This window comes from Streptomyces diastaticus subsp. diastaticus, from assembly GCF_011170125.1.
Taxonomy (GTDB): domain Bacteria; phylum Actinomycetota; class Actinomycetes; order Streptomycetales; family Streptomycetaceae; genus Streptomyces; species Streptomyces diastaticus.
The window spans coordinates 733,828-755,441 of sequence record NZ_BLLN01000002.1; the positions used below are offsets into that span (position 1 = coordinate 733,828).

At 74.5% G+C, this 21,614-nt stretch carries 18 protein-coding genes; 15 read left to right on the top strand and 3 right to left on the bottom strand.

The genetic code is table 11. The annotated features are described in order from the left end of the window. Window positions 1-2: 2 nt before the first annotated feature. Window positions 3-707 (top strand): TetR/AcrR family transcriptional regulator, encoded by a 705-nt coding sequence (locus tag Sdia_RS05135; RefSeq protein WP_100455152.1) that lies wholly within the window; start codon window positions 3-5, stop codon window positions 705-707. A 337-nt stretch (window positions 708-1,044) separates the two neighbouring features. Here the strand turns inward: Sdia_RS05135 and Sdia_RS05140 are convergent, their stop codons facing one another. Continuing rightward, window positions 1,045-1,509, bottom strand: coding sequence for an Lrp/AsnC family transcriptional regulator (locus Sdia_RS05140; RefSeq protein WP_185393192.1), 465 nt, complete (start codon window positions 1,507-1,509; stop codon window positions 1,045-1,047). A gap of 204 nt (window positions 1,510-1,713) precedes the next feature. Here Sdia_RS05140 and pdhA (Sdia_RS05145) point away from each other — a divergent pair, with 204 nt between their 5' ends. From pdhA (Sdia_RS05145) to Sdia_RS05190, 10 genes are all read left to right on the top strand, one after another. Then, a complete protein-coding gene (pdhA, locus tag Sdia_RS05145; protein WP_115068935.1) occupies window positions 1,714-2,910 on the top strand; it encodes a pyruvate dehydrogenase (acetyl-transferring) E1 component subunit alpha in 1,197 nt (398 codons plus the stop codon). Beyond that, window positions 2,907-3,971 (top strand): alpha-ketoacid dehydrogenase subunit beta, encoded by a 1,065-nt coding sequence (locus Sdia_RS05150; RefSeq protein WP_100455155.1) that lies wholly within the window; start codon window positions 2,907-2,909, stop codon window positions 3,969-3,971. Before pdhA (Sdia_RS05145) ends, Sdia_RS05150 begins: the two co-directional genes overlap by 4 nt. Beyond that, the gene (locus Sdia_RS05155; protein ID WP_189500067.1) at window positions 3,971-5,428 is read left to right on the top strand and encodes a dihydrolipoamide acetyltransferase family protein; all 1,458 of its coding nucleotides are present in this window, start codon (window positions 3,971-3,973) and stop codon (window positions 5,426-5,428) included. Before Sdia_RS05150 ends, Sdia_RS05155 begins: the two co-directional genes overlap by 1 nt. Before the next feature lie 175 nt (window positions 5,429-5,603). Then, window positions 5,604-6,530, top strand: coding sequence for an NTP transferase domain-containing protein (locus tag Sdia_RS05160; RefSeq protein ID WP_115068934.1), 927 nt, complete (start codon window positions 5,604-5,606; stop codon window positions 6,528-6,530). Further along, window positions 6,527-8,374, top strand: a complete 1,848-nt coding sequence (locus Sdia_RS05165) for a molybdopterin molybdotransferase MoeA (RefSeq protein WP_229830713.1) — start codon at window positions 6,527-6,529, stop codon at window positions 8,372-8,374. Before Sdia_RS05160 ends, Sdia_RS05165 begins: the two co-directional genes overlap by 4 nt. Further along, window positions 8,371-9,477: a potassium channel family protein gene (locus tag Sdia_RS05170; RefSeq protein ID WP_100455476.1), complete on the top strand. Its 1,107-nt coding sequence runs from the start codon at window positions 8,371-8,373 to the stop codon at window positions 9,475-9,477. Before Sdia_RS05165 ends, Sdia_RS05170 begins: the two co-directional genes overlap by 4 nt. A gap of 187 nt (window positions 9,478-9,664) precedes the next feature. After that, complete coding sequence (locus tag Sdia_RS05175) at window positions 9,665-10,648, top strand: NAD(P)H-quinone oxidoreductase (RefSeq protein ID WP_100455159.1); 984 nt, start codon at window positions 9,665-9,667, stop codon at window positions 10,646-10,648. Between the two features lie 207 nt (window positions 10,649-10,855). Then, window positions 10,856-11,242 (top strand): hypothetical protein, encoded by a 387-nt coding sequence (locus tag Sdia_RS05180; protein WP_100455160.1) that lies wholly within the window; start codon window positions 10,856-10,858, stop codon window positions 11,240-11,242. A 252-nt stretch (window positions 11,243-11,494) separates the two neighbouring features. After that, on the top strand, window positions 11,495-12,292 hold the full coding sequence (locus Sdia_RS05185; RefSeq protein ID WP_229830715.1) for a hypothetical protein: 798 nt from the start codon (window positions 11,495-11,497) through the stop codon (window positions 12,290-12,292). 18 nt (window positions 12,293-12,310) lie between these two features. After that, window positions 12,311-12,859 carry a bacterial proteasome activator family protein gene (locus Sdia_RS05190; RefSeq protein ID WP_100455162.1) on the top strand — a complete coding sequence of 183 codons (549 nt, stop codon included), beginning with the start codon at window positions 12,311-12,313 and terminating at the stop codon, window positions 12,857-12,859. A 126-nt stretch (window positions 12,860-12,985) separates the two neighbouring features. On the opposite strand, the gene Sdia_RS05195 is transcribed toward Sdia_RS05190, so the two are convergent. After that, window positions 12,986-14,623: a protein kinase domain-containing protein gene (locus Sdia_RS05195; protein WP_100455163.1), complete on the bottom strand. Its 1,638-nt coding sequence runs from the start codon at window positions 14,621-14,623 to the stop codon at window positions 12,986-12,988. 413 nt (window positions 14,624-15,036) lie between these two features. On the opposite strand from Sdia_RS05195, the gene Sdia_RS05200 reads away from it, so the two are divergent. Continuing rightward, window positions 15,037-16,602 carry a protein kinase domain-containing protein gene (locus Sdia_RS05200; RefSeq protein ID WP_100455164.1) on the top strand — a complete coding sequence of 522 codons (1,566 nt, stop codon included), beginning with the start codon at window positions 15,037-15,039 and terminating at the stop codon, window positions 16,600-16,602. Window positions 16,603-16,706: 104 nt separating this feature from the next. Here the strand turns inward: Sdia_RS05200 and Sdia_RS05205 are convergent, their stop codons facing one another. After that, window positions 16,707-17,369, bottom strand: a complete 663-nt coding sequence (locus tag Sdia_RS05205) for a response regulator (protein WP_189500068.1) — start codon at window positions 17,367-17,369, stop codon at window positions 16,707-16,709. A gap of 340 nt (window positions 17,370-17,709) precedes the next feature. On the opposite strand from Sdia_RS05205, the gene pdhA (Sdia_RS05210) reads away from it, so the two are divergent. The 3 genes from pdhA (Sdia_RS05210) to Sdia_RS05220 are packed head-to-tail and all read left to right on the top strand — an operon-like array spanning window position 17,710 to window position 21,466. After that, entirely contained in the window at window positions 17,710-19,026 is a 1,317-nt protein-coding gene (pdhA, locus tag Sdia_RS05210) for a pyruvate dehydrogenase (acetyl-transferring) E1 component subunit alpha (protein ID WP_100455165.1), read from the top strand. Between the two features lie 2 nt (window positions 19,027-19,028). Beyond that, window positions 19,029-20,009, top strand: coding sequence for an alpha-ketoacid dehydrogenase subunit beta (locus tag Sdia_RS05215; protein ID WP_100455166.1), 981 nt, complete (start codon window positions 19,029-19,031; stop codon window positions 20,007-20,009). A gap of 20 nt (window positions 20,010-20,029) precedes the next feature. Further along, window positions 20,030-21,466 (top strand): dihydrolipoamide acetyltransferase family protein, encoded by a 1,437-nt coding sequence (locus Sdia_RS05220; protein WP_100455477.1) that lies wholly within the window; start codon window positions 20,030-20,032, stop codon window positions 21,464-21,466. The last annotated feature ends 148 nt before the right edge of the window (window positions 21,467-21,614 follow it).

A 21,614-nucleotide genomic window follows, 5' to 3' on the forward strand; every position in this document is an offset into this window, starting at 1 on the left:
GCATGACAGCACAGCAGGGCAGCGGCTCGCCGGGCACGGCCACGGCCGGGCAGCGGGGGCGGGGCGCCGGCCGCGCGACACGGGGCGGGCGTGACACGTACACGCCGCAGACGCTGCTGTCGGTGGCGGTGCGGGTCTTCAACGAGCGCGGCTACGACGGCACCTCGATGGAGCACCTCTCGCAGGCCGCCGGAATCTCCAAGTCCTCGATCTACCACCACGTCTCCTCCAAGGAGGAGCTGCTGCGGCTCGCCGTCAGCCGTGCCATCGACGGTCTCTTCGCCGTCCTCGACGAGGAGGGCGCGGTCACCGGCCGCCCGCTGGAGCGCGCCCAGTACGTCACGCGTCGCACCGTCGAGGTGCTGGCCGCCGAACTGCCCTACGTGACGCTGCTGCTGCGGGTGCGCGGCAACACCGACACCGAGCGGTGGGCGCTGGAGCGGCGCCGCGAGTTCGACCACCGGGTGGCCGGGCTGTTCGCGGCCGCCGTCCAGGAGGGGGAGCTGCGCGGCGACGTCGAGGTGCGGATGGCCACGCGGCTGCTCTTCGGAATGATCAATTCCGTGGTCGAGTGGTACCGGCCGGACGGGGTCCGGCAGGGCGGCGACGGAGGGTCGCCGTACGAGGAGGGGCCCGTCGGGAGCGGGGCCGACATCGCCGACGCGGTGGTGCGGATCGCCTTTTCGGGCCTGCGGGCGCAGGGGTGACCCGGGCGGTCGGCGGGCCGTGACGGTCCGGCACCGGCCGGCCACGGGGTCGCGGCCTTCCGCCCGTCGGCTCCCGGCGGAGCCCGTACCCCCTCGGCCCGGCCGGCGTTCGAGCCCGTCCTCGGCCTGCGGTGCGTCGGGCGGTCGGGGCCGCGACGCGTCCGCGACGGTCGCGGGCCGACTCCGCCGCCGGTCGGGGACGGCCCGGCCCCCGGTGGGCCTGGAGCGCGGCCCGAGCGCCGGCCGGGTGGGAGTGCGGCCCGGAACGCCCGGCCTGACGCGTGTGCCCGCCGTGGCCGCCCGGGCCGGTGTACGGCCCGGGCCCGAGCCGGGGGCGTCACCCTTCGGGTGACAGCTCTTCCTCCTCGAAGACCAGGAGGGTCCGGGTGGAGAGGACGTCGGGCATGGACTGGAGGCGGGTGAGGACCAGTTCGCGCAGGGCGCGGTTGTCGGGGGCGTGCACCATGAGCAGGACGTCGAAGTCCCCGCTGACCAGGGCTATGTGGGCGGCGCCGGGGAGCCGGCGGAGTTCCTCGCGGACGGTGCGCCAGGAGTTCTGGACGATCTTCAGGGTGATGTAGGCACAGGCCCCCTGCCCGGCGCGCTCGTGGTCGACGCGCGCCCCGAAGCCGCGGATGACGCCGTCGTCCATGAGGCGGTTGATGCGTGCGTAGGCGTTGGCGCGCGAGACGTGGACGGTATCGGCCACCGACCGGATCGAGGCGCGGCCGTCCGCCTGGAGCAGTCGGAGGATGTGCCTGTCGACAGCGTCCAGGGGTCGAGGTTCCGTCTGCTCGGCCATTCGTATCGCTCCCCACTCCCGGCGGGCCCGCCCTGTGGACGTCCTGTGCCCGCTCCGCACGGCGCAGAACCGTTCGTCCACATCCTGGGGCCGCCCGTAGCCAAAATGCATCGGCGACCGAACAATCGGTTGGTGAGGCGCGTCACAGCACGCCGTGCGGGCGCCCCGTCCCTGTGTGACCGTTCGTGACAAGGAGGAGGCGACGTGTCGAAGAAGCGGCAGAGTACGCCGGTCGTCGACCGGCGCCGGCGCACCGGCCCCGAAGACGCACCCGAGGCGGCGGAGCACACCGTCACGCCGCCCGTCTGGCGTCCCCGTGTGGACCCCGGGCCGCTGCTGCCCGACGAGTCCCCGTTCCGCGTCCTCGGCACCGAGGCGGCCGGGGAGGTCGACCCCGCGCTCCTGAAGCGCCTCCACCGCGAGCTGGTGCTCGGCCGCCGCTACAACACGCAGGCCACCGCCCTCACCAAGCAGGGCCGGCTCGCCGTCTACCCCTCCTCGACCGGCCAGGAGGCCTGCGAGGTCGCCGCCGCGCTGGTCCTCCAGGAGCGCGACTGGCTCTTCCCCAGCTACCGCGACACCCTCGCCGCCGTCGCGCGGGGCCTGGACCCGATGGAGGCGCTCACGCTGCTGCGCGGCGACTGGCACACCGGGTACGACCCGCGCGCCGTACGGATCGCGCCGCTCTCCACGCCGCTCGCCACCCAGCTCCCGCACGCCGTCGGCCTCGCCCACGCGGCGCGGCTCAAGGGGGACGACGTGGTGGCGCTGGCCATGGTCGGCGACGGCGGGACCAGCGAGGGCGACTTCCACGAGGCGCTCAACTTCGCCGCCGTCTGGCAGGCGCCCGTCGTCTTCCTCGTGCAGAACAACGGTTTCGCCATCTCGGTTCCGCTCGACAAGCAGACCGCCGCCCCCTCCCTCGCCCACAAGGCCGTCGGGTACGGGATGCCGGGCCGCCTGGTCGACGGCAACGACGCCGTCGCCGTCCACACCGTCCTCGCCGAGGCGGTGGCCCGGGCCCGCGCGGGCGGCGGCCCGACCCTGGTCGAGGCGATCACGTACCGCATCGACGCCCACACCAACGCCGACGACGCCACCCGCTACCGGGGCGCCGAGGAGGTCGAGGCCTGGCGCGCCCACGACCCCGTCGAGCTGGTCGAAGGCGCGCTGAGGGCCCGCGGCCTCGCCGACGCGGCCGAGTTCGAGGCGGTCCGCGAGGACGCCGAGCGGTTCGCCGCCACGCTCCGCGAGCGGATGAACGCCGAGGCCGAGCTGACCCCCGCCGACCTCTTCGACCACGTCTACGCCGAGCCCACCCCGCAACTGCGGGAGCAGGCCGCGTCCCTGCGCGCCGAACTCGACGCCGAAGCCGCCAGCCACGGGGAGGACCTCCGATGACCGCCTCCGCGCCCGAGACGACCGGGACCGCCGGGACGACCGGGGCACGTCCGGTCCGCCGCGCCAAGACGGCCAAGCCGGCCACCCTGGGCCAGGCCATCGGCCGCGCGCTGCGCGACGCCATGGCCGAGGACGCGGCCGTCCACGTGCTCGGCGAGGACGTCGGCACGCTCGGCGGCGTCTTCCGGATCACCGACGGTCTGGCGGCCGAGTTCGGCGACGACCGGTGCACCGACACCCCGCTGGCCGAGGCCGGCATCCTGGGCACCGCCGTCGGTATGGCCATGTACGGACTGCGCCCGGTCGTGGAGATGCAGTTCGACGCCTTCGCCTACCCGTCCTTCGAGCAGCTCGCCTCGCACGTCGCCAAGATGCGCAACCGCACCCGGGGCGCCATGCCCCTGCCGATCACCATCCGCATCCCCTACGGCGGCGGCATCGGCGGCGTCGAGCACCACAGCGACTCGTCCGAGGCGTACTACATGGCCACGCCCGGCCTGCACGTGGTGACCCCGGCGACCGTCGAGGACGCGTACGGGATGCTGCGGGCCGCCATCGCCTCGGACGACCCGGTCGTCTTCATGGAGCCGAAGCGGCTCTACTGGTCGAAGTCCGACTGGTCGCCCGAGGCGCCGGCCGAGGTCGAGCCGATCGGGCGGGCCGTGGTCCGGCGCGCCGGCGCCGACGCGACCCTGCTGACCTACGGGCCCTCGCTCCCGGTCTGCCTGGAGGCGGCCGAGGCCGCGCGGGCCGACGGGCGGCAACTGGAGGTGGTCGACCTGCGGTCGCTGGTCCCCTTCGACGACGAGACGGTCTGCGCCTCGGTGCGCAGGACGGGGCGGGCCGTGGTGGTCCACGAGTCGACCGGCTTCGCCGGGCCGGGCGCGGAGATCGCCGCCCGGGTCACCGAGCGCTGCTTCCACCACCTGGAGGCGCCCGTGCTGCGGGTCGCCGGACTCGACATTCCCTACCCGCCGCCGATGCTGGAGCGGCACCACCTGCCCGGCGTCGACCGGGTCCTCGACGCGGTCGAGCGGTTGCAGTGGGAGGCCCGGAGCTGATGGCCGAGGTCAAGGAGTTCAAGCTGCCCGACCTCGGTGAGGGGCTGACCGAGGCGGAGGTCGTGCGCTGGCTGGTGGAGGTCGGCGAGGCCGTCGCCGTCGACCAGCCCGTGGTCGAGGTCGAGACCGCCAAGGCGATGGTCGAGGTGCCGTGCCCGTACGGCGGCGTGGTCACGGCGCGGTACGGCGAGGAGGGCGAGGAGCTGGCCGTCGGAGCGCCGCTGCTGACGGTCGCGGTCGGCGCGGGCACGCCCGCCCCGGGCCGCGGGTCGGGCAGCCCCGGCCCCGGCTCCGGTGACCTGGCCGGCGTCGTGGCGGAAGCGGCCGGGGCGGACGTGGAAGCGGCCGAGGCGGGTGGCGCCGGGGAGACCTCCGGGGCCGTCCTGGTCGGCTACGGCACGGGGGCGCCGCCGGCCCGCCGCCGACGCGTCCGGCCCGCCTCGCACACCCCGGGGGGCGCCGTCGACGGCCCGGCGCCCGCAGCGGCCGCCGGCCCGGTGGGCGGCGTGCCCTCCGGGTACGGTCGCCACGCGGTCACCCCCGACGCGGCGGTGCGGCAGAACGGGTCCGCGCCCGCCGCCGGCCCGGTGCCGGTCATCTCGCCGCTGGTGAGGCGGCTGGCCCGGCAGAACGGGGTGGAGCTGCGGACGCTGACCGGCTCCGGCCCCGACGGGCTGATCCTCCGGGCGGACGTCGAGCGGGCGATCGGCGCCGCTGCCGCTCCGGCCGAGCAGCCCGCCGCCGCGTCGGCCGCCGACGGCGAGGTGCGGATCGCGTTGCGCGGGCTGCGGGGCGTCGTCGCCGACAAGATGAGCCGGAGCCGGCGGGAGATCCCGGAGGCGACCTGCTGGGTCGACGCCGACGCCACCGAACTGCTCGCCGCCCGGCGGGCGATGAACGCGGCGGGCGGTCCGGACGCCCCGAAGATCTCGCTGCTGGCGGTGCTCGCCCGGATCTGCACCGCCGCGCTGGCCCGCTTCCCCGAGCTGAACGCCCGGGTCGACACCGAGGCCAGGGAGATCGTCCGGCTGGAACGGCTCCACCTCGGGTTCGCCGCGCAGACCGACCGGGGCCTGGTCGTGCCCGTGGTCCGTGACGCCCACACGCGCGGCGCCGAGTCCCTCAGCGAGGAGCTGGCCCGTCTCACCGGGTCGGCCCGCGCCGGGACACTGACCCCCGGGGAACTGACCGGCTCCACCTTCACGCTCAACAACTACGGCGTCTTCGGGGTCGACGGCTCCACGCCGATCATCAACCACCCCGAGGCCGCGATGCTCGGGGTGGGGCGGATCGTCCCCAAGCCGTGGGTCCACGAGGGGGAGCTGGCCGTCCGGCACGTCACGCAGCTCTCGCTCACCTTCGACCACCGCGTCTGCGACGGTGGCGTCGCCGGCGGCTTCCTGCGGTACGTGGCCGACTGCGTGGAGCAGCCCGCGGTGTTGCTCCGGGGGATCTGACCGGCGGGGTCGGACCCGGGCGCGCGAACGGGGGCCCCGGACGTCGCCCGGGCCGCTCCCGGCCGGTGCGCGCCGGGGGCCCGGTCCCGAGGAGCCCGCCGACCCGTGGTCCCGTACGGCCACTCGGCGGTGAGCGGGGAGGGGAGCCGGGGCCGGGCCGCGCATACTCGGGGGCATGGGCGTTGGGAGCGGCGGCGACAGGTCTGTCGCCGGTGGCGGAAGGCCGGTGGGGGCGTTCGACGCCGTCGTGCTCGCCGGGGGCGGGGCACGGCGGCTCGGCGGGGTGGACAAGCCGGGATTGCGCGTCGGGGGGCGGGCGCTCGTCGACCGGGTGCTGGCCGCCTGCGCGGCGGCGGAGACCACCGTGGTGGTGGCGGCGCCGAGGGCGGTGGCACGCGCGGTGGTGTGGGCCCGGGAGGAGCCCGCCGGCGGCGGTCCGCTCGCCGCGTTGGCGGCGGGGGTGCGGGCGGCGGGCGGCGCCGAGGGGCCGGAGGCCCTGGTCGTGCTCTCCGCCGATCTGCCGTTCCTGGACCAGGCGGCGGTACACGCCCTGCTCGGGCGGCTCGCCGAGGGCGAAGCGGACGCCGTACTGGCCCGGGACGCCGACGGCCGGGACCAGCCGCTCGTCGGCGCGTACCGCAGAGGCCCGCTGGCGCGGGCGCTCGATGAGATCCGCGCTGAGGAGGGCGACCTGACAGGGCTTCCGCTGCGGCGGCTCACCTCGCGGCTGGCGAAGGCTCACCTCGTGGAGCGGCCCGACGCGCCGGTCTCCTTCGACTGCGACACCTGGGGGGACCTCGCGGCGGCCCGCGCACGGATCAGGGAGCATGGGCACGTGTTGAATGAATGGATCTTGGCAGCCAAGGAAGAACTCGGCATCGACCTGGACGTCGACATCCGCCTTCTTCTCGACCTCGCCCGCGACGCCGCCCACGGCGTCGAGCGCCCGGCGGCCCCGCTCACCACCTTCCTGGTGGGATACGCGGCGGGCCGTGCGGGCGGCGGGCCCGAAGCGGTGGCCGAGGCGGCCCGCAAGGCGGCGGTCCTCGCCGAGCGCTGGGCGGCCGAGGTACCGCCCGAGCCCGGGGCAGGCACCGGGTGAGCCGCGGCCAGACCCCCGACCCGGACGGTTTCGACAGCGTTCTGGCCCTGGTCAACGACGCCTCCGCGCGCCGCGTCCGCGAGAAGCCCGCCGCCCCGTACGACCAGGAGGCCGACGGCCGGACCGGTGACGTGCGGCGGGCCGCCGAGGACCCCCGGGCGATCCGGCCGGCCGAGCCGCGTCCCGGCACCGTCGGCGGTCCGCCGGAACCGGACGGCGGCCTGCCGGAGCAGGACGGCGCTCCCGCCGCCGACGCGGCCCCGTCCCGCACCGAGTGGCCCGCGGAGTACGGTCCCGAGCCGCCCGGCCCGGCGCACGCGTCGCCGGGCGGCACCCGGGGCACCCGCCCGAGGCGGTCGTCCGAAGCGCCGGGCTCCGCGGCGACCTCGTCGGACGACGCCGCGGAGGTCCGTACGCCGGCGGACGCGGCCGGCTCCGCCACCGCCCGGGCCACCCCCACCGACGCCGGCGCGGCGGCGCACGGGCAGCGTGGCGCACGCCCCACGGGCCGCGCGGCGACCGGCTGGCCCGAGGCGGTACGGATGGCCGGGCGGGCCGGGCAGGCCGTCCGTGAGCGGACCTCGGGGGTGCGGCCCGCGCTGGAGCTGCCGCTGGCCGAGGCGCTCGGGCTGGTCCTGGCGCGGCCGCTGGCCGCCCTCACCGATCTGCCGCCCTTCGACACCTCGGCGATGGACGGCTGGGCGGTGGCCGGGCCGGGGCCCTGGCGGGTGCGGGAGGAGGGCGTACTGGCCGGGCAGTCCGGCGCGGCCCTGGCCGACGGCGAGGCGGTGCCGATCGCGACCGGCGCCCGGGTCCCGCGTGACGTGACCGCCGTCATCCGCAGCGAGCACGGCCGGCTCGACGCGCACGGCGGGCTGCAACCGCAGCGCGAGGTGGTCCACGGACAGGACATCCGGCCGCGCGCCCAGGAGTGCCGGACCGGCGACACCCTGCTGCCCGCCGGGAGCGCGGTGACCCCGGCGGTCCTCGGACTGGCGGCCGCCGCCGGGTACGACACGCTGGCGGTCCACGCCCGCCCCACCGTCGACCTCTTCGTCCTCGGCGACGAACTGCTCACCAGCGGGCTCCCCCAGGACGGCCTGATCCGCGACGCCCTCGGGCCGATGCTGCCGCACTGGCTGCGGGAGACCGGTGCCGAGGTCCGGACGGTGGAGCGGCTCGGGGACCGGCCCGACGCGCTGGCCCGGGCCCTGGCCGCCTCGGAGGCGGACCTCGTCGTCACCACGGGCGGGACGGCGGCCGGCCCCGTCGACTTCGTCCATCCGACGCTGGCGCGGCTCGGCGCCGAGCTGCTGGTCGACGGGGTCGCGGTCCGGCCGGGGCACCCGATGCTGCTGGCGCGGACTGCCCCCGGCCAGCATCTGGTCGGCCTGCCCGGCAATCCGCTCGCCGCCGTCTGCGGGCTGCTCACCCTCGCTGTGCCCCTGCTGCGCGGCCTCGCCGGCGCGCCGCTGCGGGAGCGGCCGGCGGCGGGACGCACCCCCGGCGGCAGCGCCCGCCCCGACGTGTACGAGACTCGCCGGGTGCAGCTCTCCACCGGCCCGCTCGCGGCCACCGCCCCGCCCGGCCCCGAGGCCACCACCCTCGCCCCGACCGCCGTCCTGGACGCGCCGGTCCCGGGCCATCCGTCCGACACCCGGCTGGTGCCGGTGCGGGTGGACGCCGGGCGGGCGCGGCCGCTGAGCTTCAGCGGTCCGGCGATGCTGCGCGGCGTCGCCGCGGCGGACGCGCTGGTGGTGGTGGAGCCCGGGGGCGCCCACGCCGGGGACCAGGCGGAGCTGCTGGCTCTGCCGTGGACGGGCGGGGGCGGCGGTTTCACGTGAAACTGCCCGGTCAGGACGCCATGGCGCGTGACGCGGACGAACACCTCGTCACGCACCGCGTGAAACTGCCGCACCGCGTCGTCGAGCGTCCGCTCCTCCAGGTCGCCAAGCGCCTCTCGATGGCGCTCGTCGTCCTGATCATCACCGTCCTCATCGTCTACCTGGACCGCGACGGCTACGGCGACGGCGCCGACGACTCCGTGGACTTCCTGGACGCCTTCTACTACGCCACCGTCACGCTCTCCACCACCGGCTACGGCGACATCGTGCCGGTCAGCGACAGCGCGCGGCTCATCAACATCCTCGCCGTCACCCCGCTGCGGGTCGCCTTCCTGATCATCCTGGTCGGCACCACGCTGGAGGTCCTCACCGAGCGGACTCGGGAGGAATGGCGGCTGAACCGCTGGAGGTCCTCCTTGCGCGAGCACACCGTCGTCGTCGGCTTCGGCACCAAGGGCCGCTCGGCGATCCAGACCCTGATCGCCTCCGGTCTCTCCAAGGACCAGATCGTCGTCGTCGACCCCAGCGAGAAGGTGATCGACGCGGCCGCCGCGGAGGGCCTCGTCGGGGTCGTCGGCGACGCCACCCGCAGCGATGTCCTCCTCCGTGCCGAGGTGCAGAAGGCCCGCCGCATCATCATCGCCACCCAGCGCGACGACACCGCCGTCCTCGTCATCCTGACCGGGCGCCAGCTCAACCGGGGCGCCAACATCGTCGCCGCCGTCCGCGAGGAGGAGAACGCGCCGCTGCTCCGGCAGTCCGGCGCCGACGCCGTGATCACCAGCGCCAGCGCGGCCGGGCGGCTGCTCGGTCTCTCCGTGCTCAGCCCCAGCGCGGGCACGGTGATGGAGGACCTGATCCAGCAGGGGAGCGGGCTCGATCTGGTCGAACGGCCGGTGATAAAGGCAGAGGTGGGCAAGACACCCCGGGAGACCGGCGACCTGGTGGTCAGTGTCCTGCGCGGCCACCGGCTCCTCGGATACGACGACCCGGCCATCGGCACGCTCCAGCTCACCGACCGGGTGATCACGATCATCCACAACAAGCCGGGGACGACCCCGGTGCGCCCCACGGCGGCGGGGCCCAAGCGCCCTCCGGCCTGAGCCGCCCGGTCGCCCTCTCGCCCTGTTCCACGTGAAACAGGGCGAGAGGCGGAGACAGCGCGTCGAAGCGGATGTTTCACGTGAAACATCCGCCTGGCGCCGCGTCAGGGCCGCTGGCGTCCCACCTGTCGCGGCGCGCCCTCGCCGGCCCGTCGTGCCGTCCCGGAGCTGGCGTAGCCTCGCGACCATGCATGCGATCACGATCCCCGAACCCGGTGGACCCGAGGCCCTGATCTGGGCCCCTGTCCCCGACCCGGTGCCCGGCGAGGGCGAAGTGCTCGTCGAGGTCGTCGCGGGTGCCGTCAACCGAGCCGATCTGCTCCAGCGCCAGGGCTTCTACGATCCGCCGCCCGGCTCCTCCCCGTACCCGGGCCTGGAGTGCTCCGGGCGCATCGCGGAGATCGGCCCCGGAGTCTCCGGATGGGCGGTGGGGGACGAGGTCTGCGCGCTGCTGTCGGGTGGCGGGTACGCCGAGAAGGTGGCCGTGCCCGCGGGCCAGTTGCTGCCGGTGCCGGCCGGTGTCGACGTGCGGACGGCGGCGGCCCTGCCCGAGGTGGTGTGCACGGTCTGGTCCAACGTCTTCATGGTCTCCCAGCTCCGGCCGGGCGAGACGCTGCTGGTGCACGGCGGGGCCAGCGGTATCGGGACGATGGCGATCCAGCTGGCCAAGGCGGTCGGAGCCAGGGTCGCCGTCACCGCGGGCAGCCCGGAGAAGCTCCGGTTCTGCGGCGAACTGGGCGCGGACTTCCTCATCGACTACCGCGAGCAGGACTTCGTGGAGGAGATGCGCGAGGTCACCGCCGGGGCCGGGGCGGACGTCATCCTCGACATCATGGGCGCCAAGTACCTGGAGCGGAATGTGCGGGCGCTCGCGACGAACGGGCGGCTCGCCATCATCGGCATGCAGGGCGGTACCAAGGCGGAGCTGGACATCGCCTCGCTGCTGCGGAAGCGCGGCGCCGTCACCGCGACCTCGTTGCGGGGGCGTCCCGCCTCGGAGAAGGCCGCCATCGTGGCCGCCGTCCGCGAGCATGTCTGGCCGCTCATCGACTCCGGGCGCGTGCGGCCGGTCGTCGACCGGGAGCTGCCGATGCGGGACGCGGCGGCCGGGCACCGGACCCTGGAGGAGAGCAGCCACATCGGCAAGGTGCTTCTCGTCACCGGGGAGTGAGCCCCCGGGCCCCGGCCGGGCGCCGGCCGGGGCCCGCCGTGAGGGGCGCGAGGTGACGCCCGGAGCCTGATGTCCTCTCAGCCGGGCCCTGTTGCCGGAGCGTTCGCGTGGCCGGGCTATCGTCCATGGCGGTCGCGGGGAGCTGTATCGGCGGTTCTCGGCCCAGCCGGGCTCCGACAGGCCGACCGGACACGGGGGACAGCCGAGATGCATCCAGCAGCCGTCGAACGGGACTTCCACGCACAGTCGAACCGCCTGCTGGGCTTCGGGTGGATCCTGCTGGTCCTCGCCGTCCTGGCGTGGGGGTGGGCCGCCTGGCAGGTGTTCGTGCCCCACGGGGTGGACCGGAGCTCCAAGACCTGCGCGCCGCCCGCGTTCGCGGACCGCCCGGACCCGTACAGCAACCGGTCGGTGCTGAACGGCGACGAGCGGCACGAGCGGAACTGCGCCGCCGTCCGCGACTGGACGACCCCGGTCGCGCTCCTCGTCTTCTCCGCCCCGGCGTTCGCCGCCGGCTCCGGCCTGTTCACCGCCGGCTGGCTCATGGAGCGCACCCGCCGCCTCACCGTCCAGCTGGAGCAGGCCACCGGCTGACGGGGCTCCGCCCGCTCGGGCACCGCCCGTACAAGCCGCGCCCCGCTCACTCGTACGCGGGGCTTCGGCGTGGCGGCGCTGGGTAACCGAGATGCCGGGGCGCGAGGGCCGTGTGACGCTGGTTACGTCGATCGATCCATGGGGGGCCGGGGCGCAGCAGCTCGGGCCCGCGAGCGCGGTCGTCTTCCCGGACGGCCCAGCGACCCGGCTCCGACAGGGGGCAATGACGTGATCACCGGCGTGAAGCCGCGCGTGTCCGCACGGCGCACCGCACTCCCCGCACTTCTGCTCACCGCCACCGCCCTGCTCGCGGTCCCGGCCTCTCCCGCCCTCGCGGCGCCACCCGCGCGCACCGAGCCGGCCGCCGCCACGACGGGCGGCGCGGCGGGGCGCGAGCAACCGGACCGGGCGGAGACCGCCGACCCGTGGACCCGCGTTCCGGGCTCCGGCGCGAGCACCGGCCAAGGCGCCCGGCCCGAGCCGCCGGGAGGCGCCCGGCGCCACGACCCCGGGCCGGAGTCCGGCCGCCCTCGGGACTCTCACGCGCACGGCATGCCCGACCCGACGGCGGCGCACACCGTCGCCGCGCCGCCGGAGCGCACGCCGGCTGCGGCGGCCCCCTCCCCGGACGGCCACGGAGCGGAGGCGATCCCCACCGGGCCGCCCCCGGCCGCCCGCCCGGAGCCCACCGAGCACCGGTCCGAGCCGACCGCCTCCCCCACGGCGCCGCCCTCTCCCACCGTCCGCCCCCAGGAGCACCGGCAGGCACCCGCGCGCTCGCTGCCCGCGTCGCACGCGGAGAGCGCCTACCGGGCCGCTCCCGACACCCCGGCGGGGCCGCGCGACGAGGCCGCCGAGGCGGGTCCCGACGAGGAGGGCGACGTCGCCGACGATGCCGAGGCGCGGGAGGCCGACCCCAGCGCCGGCCGGCGGGAGACGGCCCGTACGGCGGGGCGGTCCCCCCAGGTGCTACCCCTGGGAGGCGGGCTGGTCATGGTCGGTCTCGGTCTCGGCCTGGTCTTCGTCGCCCTGCGCGTGCGTCGGATCTGAGTGCGACAGAATGGCCCCATGGAGATGCCCAGGAACGAACGGTCGTCACGCTCGACGGAGAACCCGCAGGTCCTGATCGTGGGCCAGGACGGGATGGCGCTGGGCGGCGGCGACGACGAATCCCCCGAAGTGCCGGTGACCGAGATGGTCGAACAGCCCGCGAAGGTCATGCGCATCGGCAGCATGATCAAGCAACTGCTGGAGGAAGTGCGCGCGGCTCCTCTCGACGAGGCGAGCCGGAACCGTCTCAAGGACATCCACTCCAGCTCCGTCAAGGAGTTGGAGGACGGCCTCGCCCCGGAACTCGTCGAGGAGCTGGAACGGCTCTCGCTGCCCTTCACCGACGAGGCCACCCCGAGCGACGCCGAACTGCGCATCGCCCAGGCGCAGCTGGTGGGCTGGCTGGAGGGCCTCTTCCACGGCATCCAGACCACCCTCTTCGCCCAGCAGATGGCGGCTCGCGCCCAGTTGGAGCAGATGCGCCGCGCGCTGCCGCCCGGCGTCGCCCCCGAGGAGGCCGAGGGCGCCTCCCCGGCCGCCGGCCGCACCGGCGGCCCGTACCTGTAGGACCCGCTCACCTGCCCGTCCGGCTCACCGGCCCGTCCGGCTCACCGCCCGTCGGCGCGGCCCGGACGCCGTAGGGCCGGAAGGGCCGGTGACGCCTGAGCCCCTTACGGGCGGGCCAGGTGGGGGTCAGCTCGGGTTGCCGCTGGAGACGTCGAGCTGGATGGGCGGCATGTCGTCCGGGTCGACCTCGGTGCCGGCCTTCGGCGACTGCCGCATCACCGTGTCCTTGCCGTAGGCGTTCTCGTCGACCGCGGTGGTGTCGTACTTCCACTTCGCGGCCTGGAGGCACTTCTTCACGAACGTGATGTTGGTGAAGGTGAAGTCGGGGACGCGGATCTTGTCCGGGTCGTTGTACGCCACGTCGGGGTCGGTGCACTCCTCGGAGTCCATCGTCTTGGTGAGGTCCGGGCCGCGGAAGCCGGGCTTCTTGCCGTCCTTCCCCTCGCCCTCGGAGGTCCCCGGGTCGCCGCCCGCCTGCGGGTCGTCGTCGTTCTGCAGGGCGAGCGCGGTGACCAGACCGCCGATGGCGAGCAGCACCACCACGATCGACCCGACGACCAGCGGCATCTGCCGCTTGCCGCCACCGCTGCCGCCCTGCTGCTGTGCGACCGCGTACGGCGGCGGCGTCGCCGGGCTCTGGTGGCCGTAGGGCTGCGGGGTGGCGTACCCGGACTGCTGCGGGTAGCCGTAGCCGGGCGCCGGGGTGGGGGCCGGGTGGTGGTGGACCGGGGGTGGGGTCTGCGCGCCGTACGGGCCGGGCTGGTACGGGGTCTGCACCGGTCCGGTGGCGGGCGGCTGCTGGCCGACCGGCGGGAAGACGGCCGAGCCGACGCCCGCGCCGCTCTGCGTCTGCTGGCCGGGGACGATGCTCGGTGCGGCCGGCTGGAGCGACTGGGCGATCCGCAGGCACTCGTCCCGCATCGCCTCGGCGGTGGGGAACCGCTCGTTCGGGTTCTTCTTCAGCGCGCGGGCCACCAGCGCGTCCACCGCCGGGGGCAGGGCGCGGTTGACCGAGGAGGGCGCGACCGGCTCCTCCTGCACGTGCGCGTAGGCGATGGCCAGCGGCGAGTCCGCCTCGAACGGGAGCCGGCCCGTGACCAGCTGGAAGAGCATGATGCCGACCGAGTACAGGTCGGAACGGGCGTCCACCCCGCGGCCGAGGGCCTGCTCGGGGGAGAGGTACTGGGGGGTGCCGACGACCATGCCGGTCTGCGTCATGGAGGTGACGCCGGACTGCATGGCGCGGGCGATGCCGAAGTCCATGACCTTCACGACGCCGCGCTTGGTCATCATGACGTTGCCCGGCTTGATGTCGCGGTGGACCAGGCCCATCTCGTGGCTGATCTCCAGTGCCGCCAGCACGTCCGCGGTGATCTTCAGCGCCTGGTCGGCGGGCATCGCGCCCTGCCGGGAGACCGCCTCGTCGAGGACCGAGCCGAGCGGCCGCCCCTCGACGTACTCCATGACGATGTACGGCGTGGCCGTGCCGTCGAGGTCGTCCTCACCGGTGTCGAAGACCGAGACGATGTTGGTGTGGGTGAGCTTCGCCACGGACTGGGCCTCACGGCGGAACCGCTCACGGAAGGCGGCCTCGCGGCCCAGCTCCGTGTGGAGGGTCTTGATCGCCACCTGCCGGTCGAGGACCGTGTCGTACGCCAGGTGCACGGAGGCCATGCCGCCCTCGCCCAGCAGATCCCGGAGCTGGTAGCGCCCACCGGCCACCGCCCGCCCCGCGTAGCGGCCCTGTGCGCCGTCCTGGCTCATGTCGTGCGTCCCCCATCGGCACGGTGAGTGCCCGCCGGTCGGTGATCCCTACATTCTCGCCAAGTCTGCCGCAGGCCACGGACACGTCAAGCCGGGTGGCCGTTCCGTGACCGTACGACGACAGGGCCCGCACCTGGGGGATGGAGGCCGTGCGCACCCGTCCGCACCTGCTCACGGGAGGCGAGGAGGGGCCGGGGGAGCCGCCTCGCCGAGCGGTGGGGGATTTGCCCCGTAGGGGGGTTTCGGGGTTTGATGGCCGGTCCTTCTCGGAACGGCGGGGCCCCATGAGGCTGTAGCGTGACCCGTCGGAGCACCCGCGCGACCCTCCGGGCGAGACCCGAGCATTTCCGAGTACCCCGAGTGAGTACCCGAGCGCGCGGACAGTGACGATCAAGACACGACGGCGAGGACCGATGGCACAGACGCAGCGCGCTCAGGGCCCGTCCGACCCCGAGGCGACTGGCGGCGACATGTCGGACCCCCATGACGCGCCGGAACTGTGGGGCAACGGCGGTCTCGTCGGCGACGGCCGCTACCGGCTGACCCGACGCCTCGGCCGGGGCGGTATGGCGGAGGTCTTCGCGGCCGAGGACGTCCGGCTCGGCCGGACCGTCGCCGTGAAGCTCCTCCGCTCGGACCTGGCGGAGGACCCCGTCTCCAAGGCCCGCTTCACGCGCGAGGCGCAGTCCGTCGCGGGCCTCAACCACCACGCGGTGGTGGCGGTCTACGACTCCGGCGAGGACCGGGTCGGCAACAGCACCGTCCCCTACATCGTGATGGAGATCGTCGAGGGCCACACCATCCGCGACCTGCTGGTCAACGCGGAGGCACCCGGCCCCGAGCAGGCGCTCATCATCGTCTCCGGGGTCCTGGAGGCGCTCGCCTACAGCCACCAGCACGGCATCGTCCACCGCGACATCAAGCCGGCCAACGTCATCATCACGCACGCCGGCGCCGTCAAGGTCATGGACTTCGGCATCGCCCGCGCCCTGCACGGCGCCCAGTCGACGATGACGCAGACCGGCATGGTCATGGGCACCCCGCAGTACCTCTCCCCGGAGCAGGCGCTCGGTAAGGCCGTCGACCACCGCTCCGACCTCTACGCCACCGGCTGCCTCCTCTACGAGCTGCTGGCGCTGCGGCCCCCCTTCACCGGCGAGACCCCGCTGTCGGTGGTCTACCAGCACGTCCAGGACCAGGCGGTGCCGCCGTCCGAGGTCTCCGACGCGGCCCCGCCGGAGCTGGACGGTCTGGTCATGCGCTCCCTCGCCAAGGACCCGGACGACCGGTTCCAGAGCGCCGAGGAGATGCGCGGTCTGGTCCAGTACGGCCTCCAGATGCTCCAGCAGCAGGGCGGTCACACCCGTACCTGGAACACCGGCCCCGTCGACCTGCACGAGGGCGGGAACACCCCGGCCATGGGCGTCGGCGCGATGGGCGGCGCGGGCCTCCCGCACCCCGACCCGGGCACCATGCAGCAGCCGATGATCCGGCCGCCCGGCGCGGACGACGGCGGCTACGAGGGCGGCGGCCGCCCCGGCGGCCCCGGGCGCGGCCGGATGTGGCTGATCGCGGTGCTCGCGGTGCTGGCGGTCGTCGGCGGCGTGGCCTTCGCCATGCAGGGCATCGGCAACGGGGACGAGAACAAGTCCCCGGCGAAGCCGTCCCCCTCGGCCACCGAGGAGTCCCCCTCGCCGTCCTCCTCGCCCTCGGACGAGGAGACCGACGAGGAGACGCTGCCGGGCGACAACGGCGGCACCGAGCAGCAGTACCCGCCGCAGCCGACCGGCGACCCGGGCTGGTCGAACGAGCAGCCCACCGAGGGCGCCCCGGAGTCGCCGACGAACCCGGCGCCGACGGACGACCAGCCCTCCCAGCCGGAGGACCCCGACCCGACGCACTCGGAGGAGGAACCGCCTCCGTCGTCCGAGGAGCCGCCCGCGCCTGAGGACCCCACGGTTCCCGAGGGCGGTCCGTGAGCCCGGCAGGCTCCCCCGCCTGACCCTGGCCGTACCGCGCGTACGCCGACGGGCCCCCGGTCACCACGACCGGGGGCCCGTCGGCGTACCGCCGCCCGGGCGCCCTACTCGCCGCGCTCCGCGTGCAGCCGCGCCACGTACGCGGCCGCCTGGGAGCGGCGTTCCATGCCGAGCTTGGCGAGCAGGACGGTGACGTAGTTCTTGATGGTCTTCTCGGCGAGGTGCAGGCGGTCGCCGATGGCCCGGTTGGTGAGCCCCTCGCCGATCAGGTCGAGGATCCTGCGTTCCTGGTCGGTGAGGACGGACAGGCGGTCGCCGCCCACCGGGACGTCGCGGTCGCGCAGCCGCTCCAGGAGGCGGGCGGTGGCGGACGGGTCCATGAGGGACCTGCCGGCGGCGACCGCGCGGACGGCGTCGAGGAGGTCACCGCCGCGGACGGCCTTCAGGACGTAGCCGGAGGCGCCCGCCGTGACCGCGTCGAAGAGGGCCTCGTCGTCGGCGTACGAGGTGAGCATCAGGCATCTGACCGACTCGTCCCGGGCGCGGACCTCGCGGCAGACATCGATCCCGTTGCCGTCCGGCAGCCGTACGTCGAGGACGGCGACGTCGGGGCGGGTGGCGGGGATGCGCGCCAGGGCCTCGGCGGCCGTGCCCGCCTCGCCGACCACCTCGATGTCGTCCTCGGCCGACAGCGTCTCGTGCACGCCCCGGCGCACCATCTCGTGGTCGTCGAGCAGGAATACGGTGATTTTTCCGCCTTCGCGCACGGAAGCAGTCTCACACACCAACTCTTCCCGCGCCCGGGGTGACCGGGATAACGTGCCGGTGTTCCGGCACCCTGCGAGGCTGTGACCTGGAGCTGTGCGCCGCTTTCCGAATTTACTTGGACTTCCGAGGAAAATCGCAGGTCAGGTAGGGTTTCGCGGTTTTGTGCAGCACTGGGTAACGTGCATGTCACAGGCGTTCGCCGGGGCACCTGTCACGCCTTGTTCCCGGGCTCGCACCCACCCCGTGCGCGTACGGGGACGGGCGAGCCTCCCCCCGTCATCGACGAGGGGGCACCAGGCTCCCGGTGGACCCCGGGGCCGGATCGACGGAGGAGCACACGTGACCGTGGAGAGCAGTGCCGCGCGAGGGACGCGCCGCGGCGGGACCGAGACCGGCGGCGACGCCGGACGGACCGCCCGGGTGGCCAAGTCCCCGAAGCCCGCCAAGCGGGCGACGGCCAAGGCACCCGCCAAGACCGCCGCCAAGGCCCCCGCCCGCAAGGCGTCCGGCAAGGCCCCGGCCAAGGCCGCCAGGGCCGAGGCCCCGGCCGAGCCGCAGCTCGTGCAGTTGCTGACGCCCGAGGGCGAGCGCGTCGCCGACGCCGAGTACGACCCGTACGTCGCCGACATCACCCCCGAGGAGCTGCGCGGCCTCTACCGCGACATGGTCCTCACCCGGCGCTTCGACGCGGAGGCCACCTCGCTCCAGCGCCAGGGTGAGCTGGGCCTGTGGGCCTCGCTGCTCGGCCAGGAGGCCGCGCAGATCGGCTCCGGCCGGGCCACCCGCGAGGACGACTACGTCTTCCCGACCTACCGGGAGCACGGCGTGGCCTGGTGCCGTGGCGTCGACCCGGCCAACCTCCTCGGCATGTTCCGCGGCGTCAACCACGGCGGCTGGGACCCGAACAGCAACAACTTCCAGCTCTACACGATCGTCATCGGCTCCCAGACGCTGCACGCCACCGGGTACGCCATGGGCATCACCAAGGACGGCGCCGACTCCGCCGTGATCGCCTACTTCGGCGACGGCGCCTCCTCCCAGGGCGACGTGAACGAGGCGTTCACCTTCTCCGCGGTCTACAACGCGCCCGTGGTCTTCTTCTGCCAGAACAACCAGTGGGCCATCTCCGAGCCCACCGAGAAGCAGACGCGCGTGCCGCTCTACCAGCGTGCCAGCGGCTTCGGCTTCCCCGGCGTCCGCGTCGACGGCAACGACGTGCTCGCCTGCCTCGCGGTGACCAAGGCGGCGCTGGCCCGTGCCCGCCGGGGCGAGGGCCCGACGCTCGTCGAGGCGTTCACCTACCGGATGGGCGCGCACACCACCTCCGACGACCCGACCCGCTACCGCTCCGACGACGAGCGGGAGTCGTGGGAGGCCCGGGACCCGATCCTGCGCCTGCGCACCCACCTGGAGGCCGAGGGCCACGCCGACGAGGCGTTCTTCGCCTCCCTGGAGGAGGAGAGCGAGACCCTCGGCCGTCGCGTGCGGGAGGCGGTCCGGGCGATGCCCGACCCCGACCCGATGGCGATGTTCGAGCACACCTACGCGGACGGGCACGCCCTCGTGGACGAGGAGCGGGCCGAGTTCGCGGCGTACCAGGCGTCGTTCGAGGACGCCGACGGCGGGCACGCCGACGTGACCGGGAAGGCGAACTGATCATGGCCACGGAGAAGCTGGCGCTCGCCCGCGCCCTCAACGAATCGCTGCGCACCGCCCTGGAGAACGACCCGAAGGTCCTCATCATGGGCGAGGACGTCGGCAAACTCGGCGGAGTCTTCCGCGTCACCGACGGCCTTCAGAAGGACTTCGGCGAGGACCGGGTCATCGACACCCCGCTCGCCGAGTCCGGCATCGTCGGCACCGCGATCGGCCTGGCCCTGCGCGGCTACCGGCCGGTCGTGGAGATCCAGTTCGACGGCTTCGTCTTCCCCGCGTACGACCAGATCGTCACGCAGCTCGCGAAGATGCACGCCCGCTCGCTGGGCACCGTGAAGCTGCCGATCGTCATCCGCATCCCCTACGGCGGCGGCATCGGCGCGGTGGAGCACCACAGCGAGTCCCCCGAGGCCCTGTTCGCGCACGTCGCGGGCCTCAAGGTGGTCTCCCCGGCCAACGCCTCCGACGGCTACTGGATGCTTCAGCAGGCCATCCAGAGCGACGACCCGGTCGTCTTCTTCGAGCCCAAGCGCCGCTACTGGGACAAGGGCGAGCTCGACCGCGAGGCCATCCCCGCCCCGCTGCACGGCGCCCTGGTGGCCCGTGAGGGCACCGATCTGACGCTGGCCGCCTACGGCCCGATGGTGAAGGTCTGCCTGGCGGCGGCCGACGCCGCGGCCGAGGAGGGCAAGTCGCTGGAGGTCCTGGACCTGCGGTCGATGTCCCCGATCGACTTCGACGCGATCCAGCGGTCGGTGGAGCGCACCCGCCGGCTGGTCGTGGTCCACGAGGCCCCGGTCTTCCTGGGCACCGGCTCGGAGATCGCCGCCCGCGTCACCGAGCGGTGCTTCTACCATCTGGAGGCGCCCGTGCTGCGGGTCGGTGGTTACCACGCGCCGTACCCGCCGGCGCGGATCGAGGAGGAGTACCTGCCGGGCCTCGACCGGGTGCTCGACGCCGTCGACCGCTCGCTGGCGTTCTGAGGGAGAGGGACGTGACGACGATGACGGAATCCGCTCAGGCGGTACGCGAGTTCAAGATGCCCGACGTGGGCGAGGGCCTCACCGAGGCCGAGATCCTGAAGTGGTACGTCCAGCCGGGCGACACGGTCACCGACGGCCAGGTCGTCTGCGAGGTGGAGACGGCCAAGGCGGCGGTGGAGCTGCCGATCCCCTTCGACGGGACGGTGCGCGAACTGCGCTTCCCCGAGGGCACCACGGTCGACGTCGGCCAGGTGATCATCTCGGTCGCCGTCGGGGGCGGCGCCGCACCGGCCGCCGAGCCGGAGGCCGCCCCCGCCGAGGCGCCTGCCGAGGCCGAGGACGCCGCGCCCAAGGGCCGCCAGCCGGTCCTGGTCGGTTACGGGGTCTCCGAGTCCTCCACCAAGCGCCGGGCCCGCCGTCCGGCCGGAGAGGCCCCGGCGGCCCCGGCACCGGAGGCCCAGGCGGCTCCGGCCGCCGAGACGCCCGCCGCACCGGCCCCGGCCACCCCCGTCGCCAACGGGGTCCCGGTCTCCGGCGCCGGCCGGCCGCTGGCCAAGCCGCCGGTGCGCAAGCTGGCCAAGGACCTCGGGGTCGACCTGGCCGCCGTGGTGCCGACCGGCGAGGGCGGCGTGGTCACCCGGGAGGACGTCCACGCGGCGGCCGCCCCGCAGGCCCCGTCGACTCCCGCCCCGGCCGCCGCCCCGCAGCCGCAGGGAGCCCCGGAGCCCGCCCAGCCCGCCGCCACGGCGCCGGACGCCCGCGAGACGCGCATCCCGGTCAAGGGCGTACGGAAGGCCACGGCGCAGGCGATGGTCGGCTCGGCGTTCACCGCGCCGCACGTCACCGAGTTCGTCACGGTCGACGTGACGCGCACGATGAAGCTGGTCGAGAAGATGAAGGCCGACAAGGACCTGGCCGGTGTCCGGGTCAACCCACTGCTCATGGTGGCCCGCGCCCTGCTGGTCGCCATCCGCCGCAACCCGGACGTCAACGCCGCCTGGGACGAGGCCAACCAGGAGATCGTGCGCAAGCACTACGTGAACCTGGGCATCGCGGCCGCCACCCCGCGCGGCCTGATCGTCCCGAACATCAAGGACGCCCAGGCCAAGACCCTGCCGGAACTGGCCGCCGCCCTCGGCGAGCTGGTCTCCACGGCCCGCGAGGGCCGCACCTCCCCGGCGGACATGCAGGGCGGCACGGTGACCATCACCAACGTCGGCGTCTTCGGCGTCGACACCGGCACCCCCATCCTCAACCCCGGGGAGTCCGCCATCCTCGCCTTCGGCGCGGTGAAGTGGCAGCCCTGGGTCCACAAGGGCAAGGTCAAGCCACGCCAGGTCACCACCCTGGCTCTCTCCTTCGACCACCGGCTGGTCGACGGCGAACTCGGCTCCAAGGTCCTTGCCGACGTGGCGGCGGTCCTGGAGCACCCCAAGCGACTGCTGACCTGGACCTGAGTCACTGACAGCAGTACCGCCTGAACGCCTGGAGGGGCGCCCGCACTTCGCGGGCGCCCCTCGTGGTGTCACGTGGAACACGGGGCGGTTGAGGAGGGTTTCACGTGAAACATCACCACGTTTCACGTGAAACATCACTGACGCCCCG

Coding starts and splice junctions, on each gene's coding strand:
- Sdia_RS05135 (WP_100455152.1), top strand. CDS start 3: ATGACAGCACAGCAGGGCAGCGGCTCGCCGGGCACGGCCACGGCCGGG.
- Sdia_RS05155 (WP_189500067.1), top strand. CDS start 3,971: ATGGCCGAGGTCAAGGAGTTCAAGCTGCCCGACCTCGGTGAGGGGCTG.
- Sdia_RS05200 (WP_100455164.1), top strand. CDS start 15,037: ATGGCACAGACGCAGCGCGCTCAGGGCCCGTCCGACCCCGAGGCGACT.
- Sdia_RS05190 (WP_100455162.1), top strand. CDS start 12,311: ATGGAGATGCCCAGGAACGAACGGTCGTCACGCTCGACGGAGAACCCG.
- Sdia_RS05215 (WP_100455166.1), top strand. CDS start 19,029: ATGGCCACGGAGAAGCTGGCGCTCGCCCGCGCCCTCAACGAATCGCTG.
- Sdia_RS05140 (WP_185393192.1), bottom strand. CDS start 1,509: ATGGCCGAGCAGACGGAACCTCGACCCCTGGACGCTGTCGACAGGCAC.
- Sdia_RS05180 (WP_100455160.1), top strand. CDS start 10,856: ATGCATCCAGCAGCCGTCGAACGGGACTTCCACGCACAGTCGAACCGC.
- Sdia_RS05175 (WP_100455159.1), top strand. CDS start 9,665: ATGCATGCGATCACGATCCCCGAACCCGGTGGACCCGAGGCCCTGATC.
- Sdia_RS05150 (WP_100455155.1), top strand. CDS start 2,907: ATGACCGCCTCCGCGCCCGAGACGACCGGGACCGCCGGGACGACCGGG.
- Sdia_RS05160 (WP_115068934.1), top strand. CDS start 5,604: ATGGGCGTTGGGAGCGGCGGCGACAGGTCTGTCGCCGGTGGCGGAAGG.
- Sdia_RS05220 (WP_100455477.1), top strand. CDS start 20,030: ATGACGGAATCCGCTCAGGCGGTACGCGAGTTCAAGATGCCCGACGTG.
- Sdia_RS05195 (WP_100455163.1), bottom strand. CDS start 14,623: ATGAGCCAGGACGGCGCACAGGGCCGCTACGCGGGGCGGGCGGTGGCC.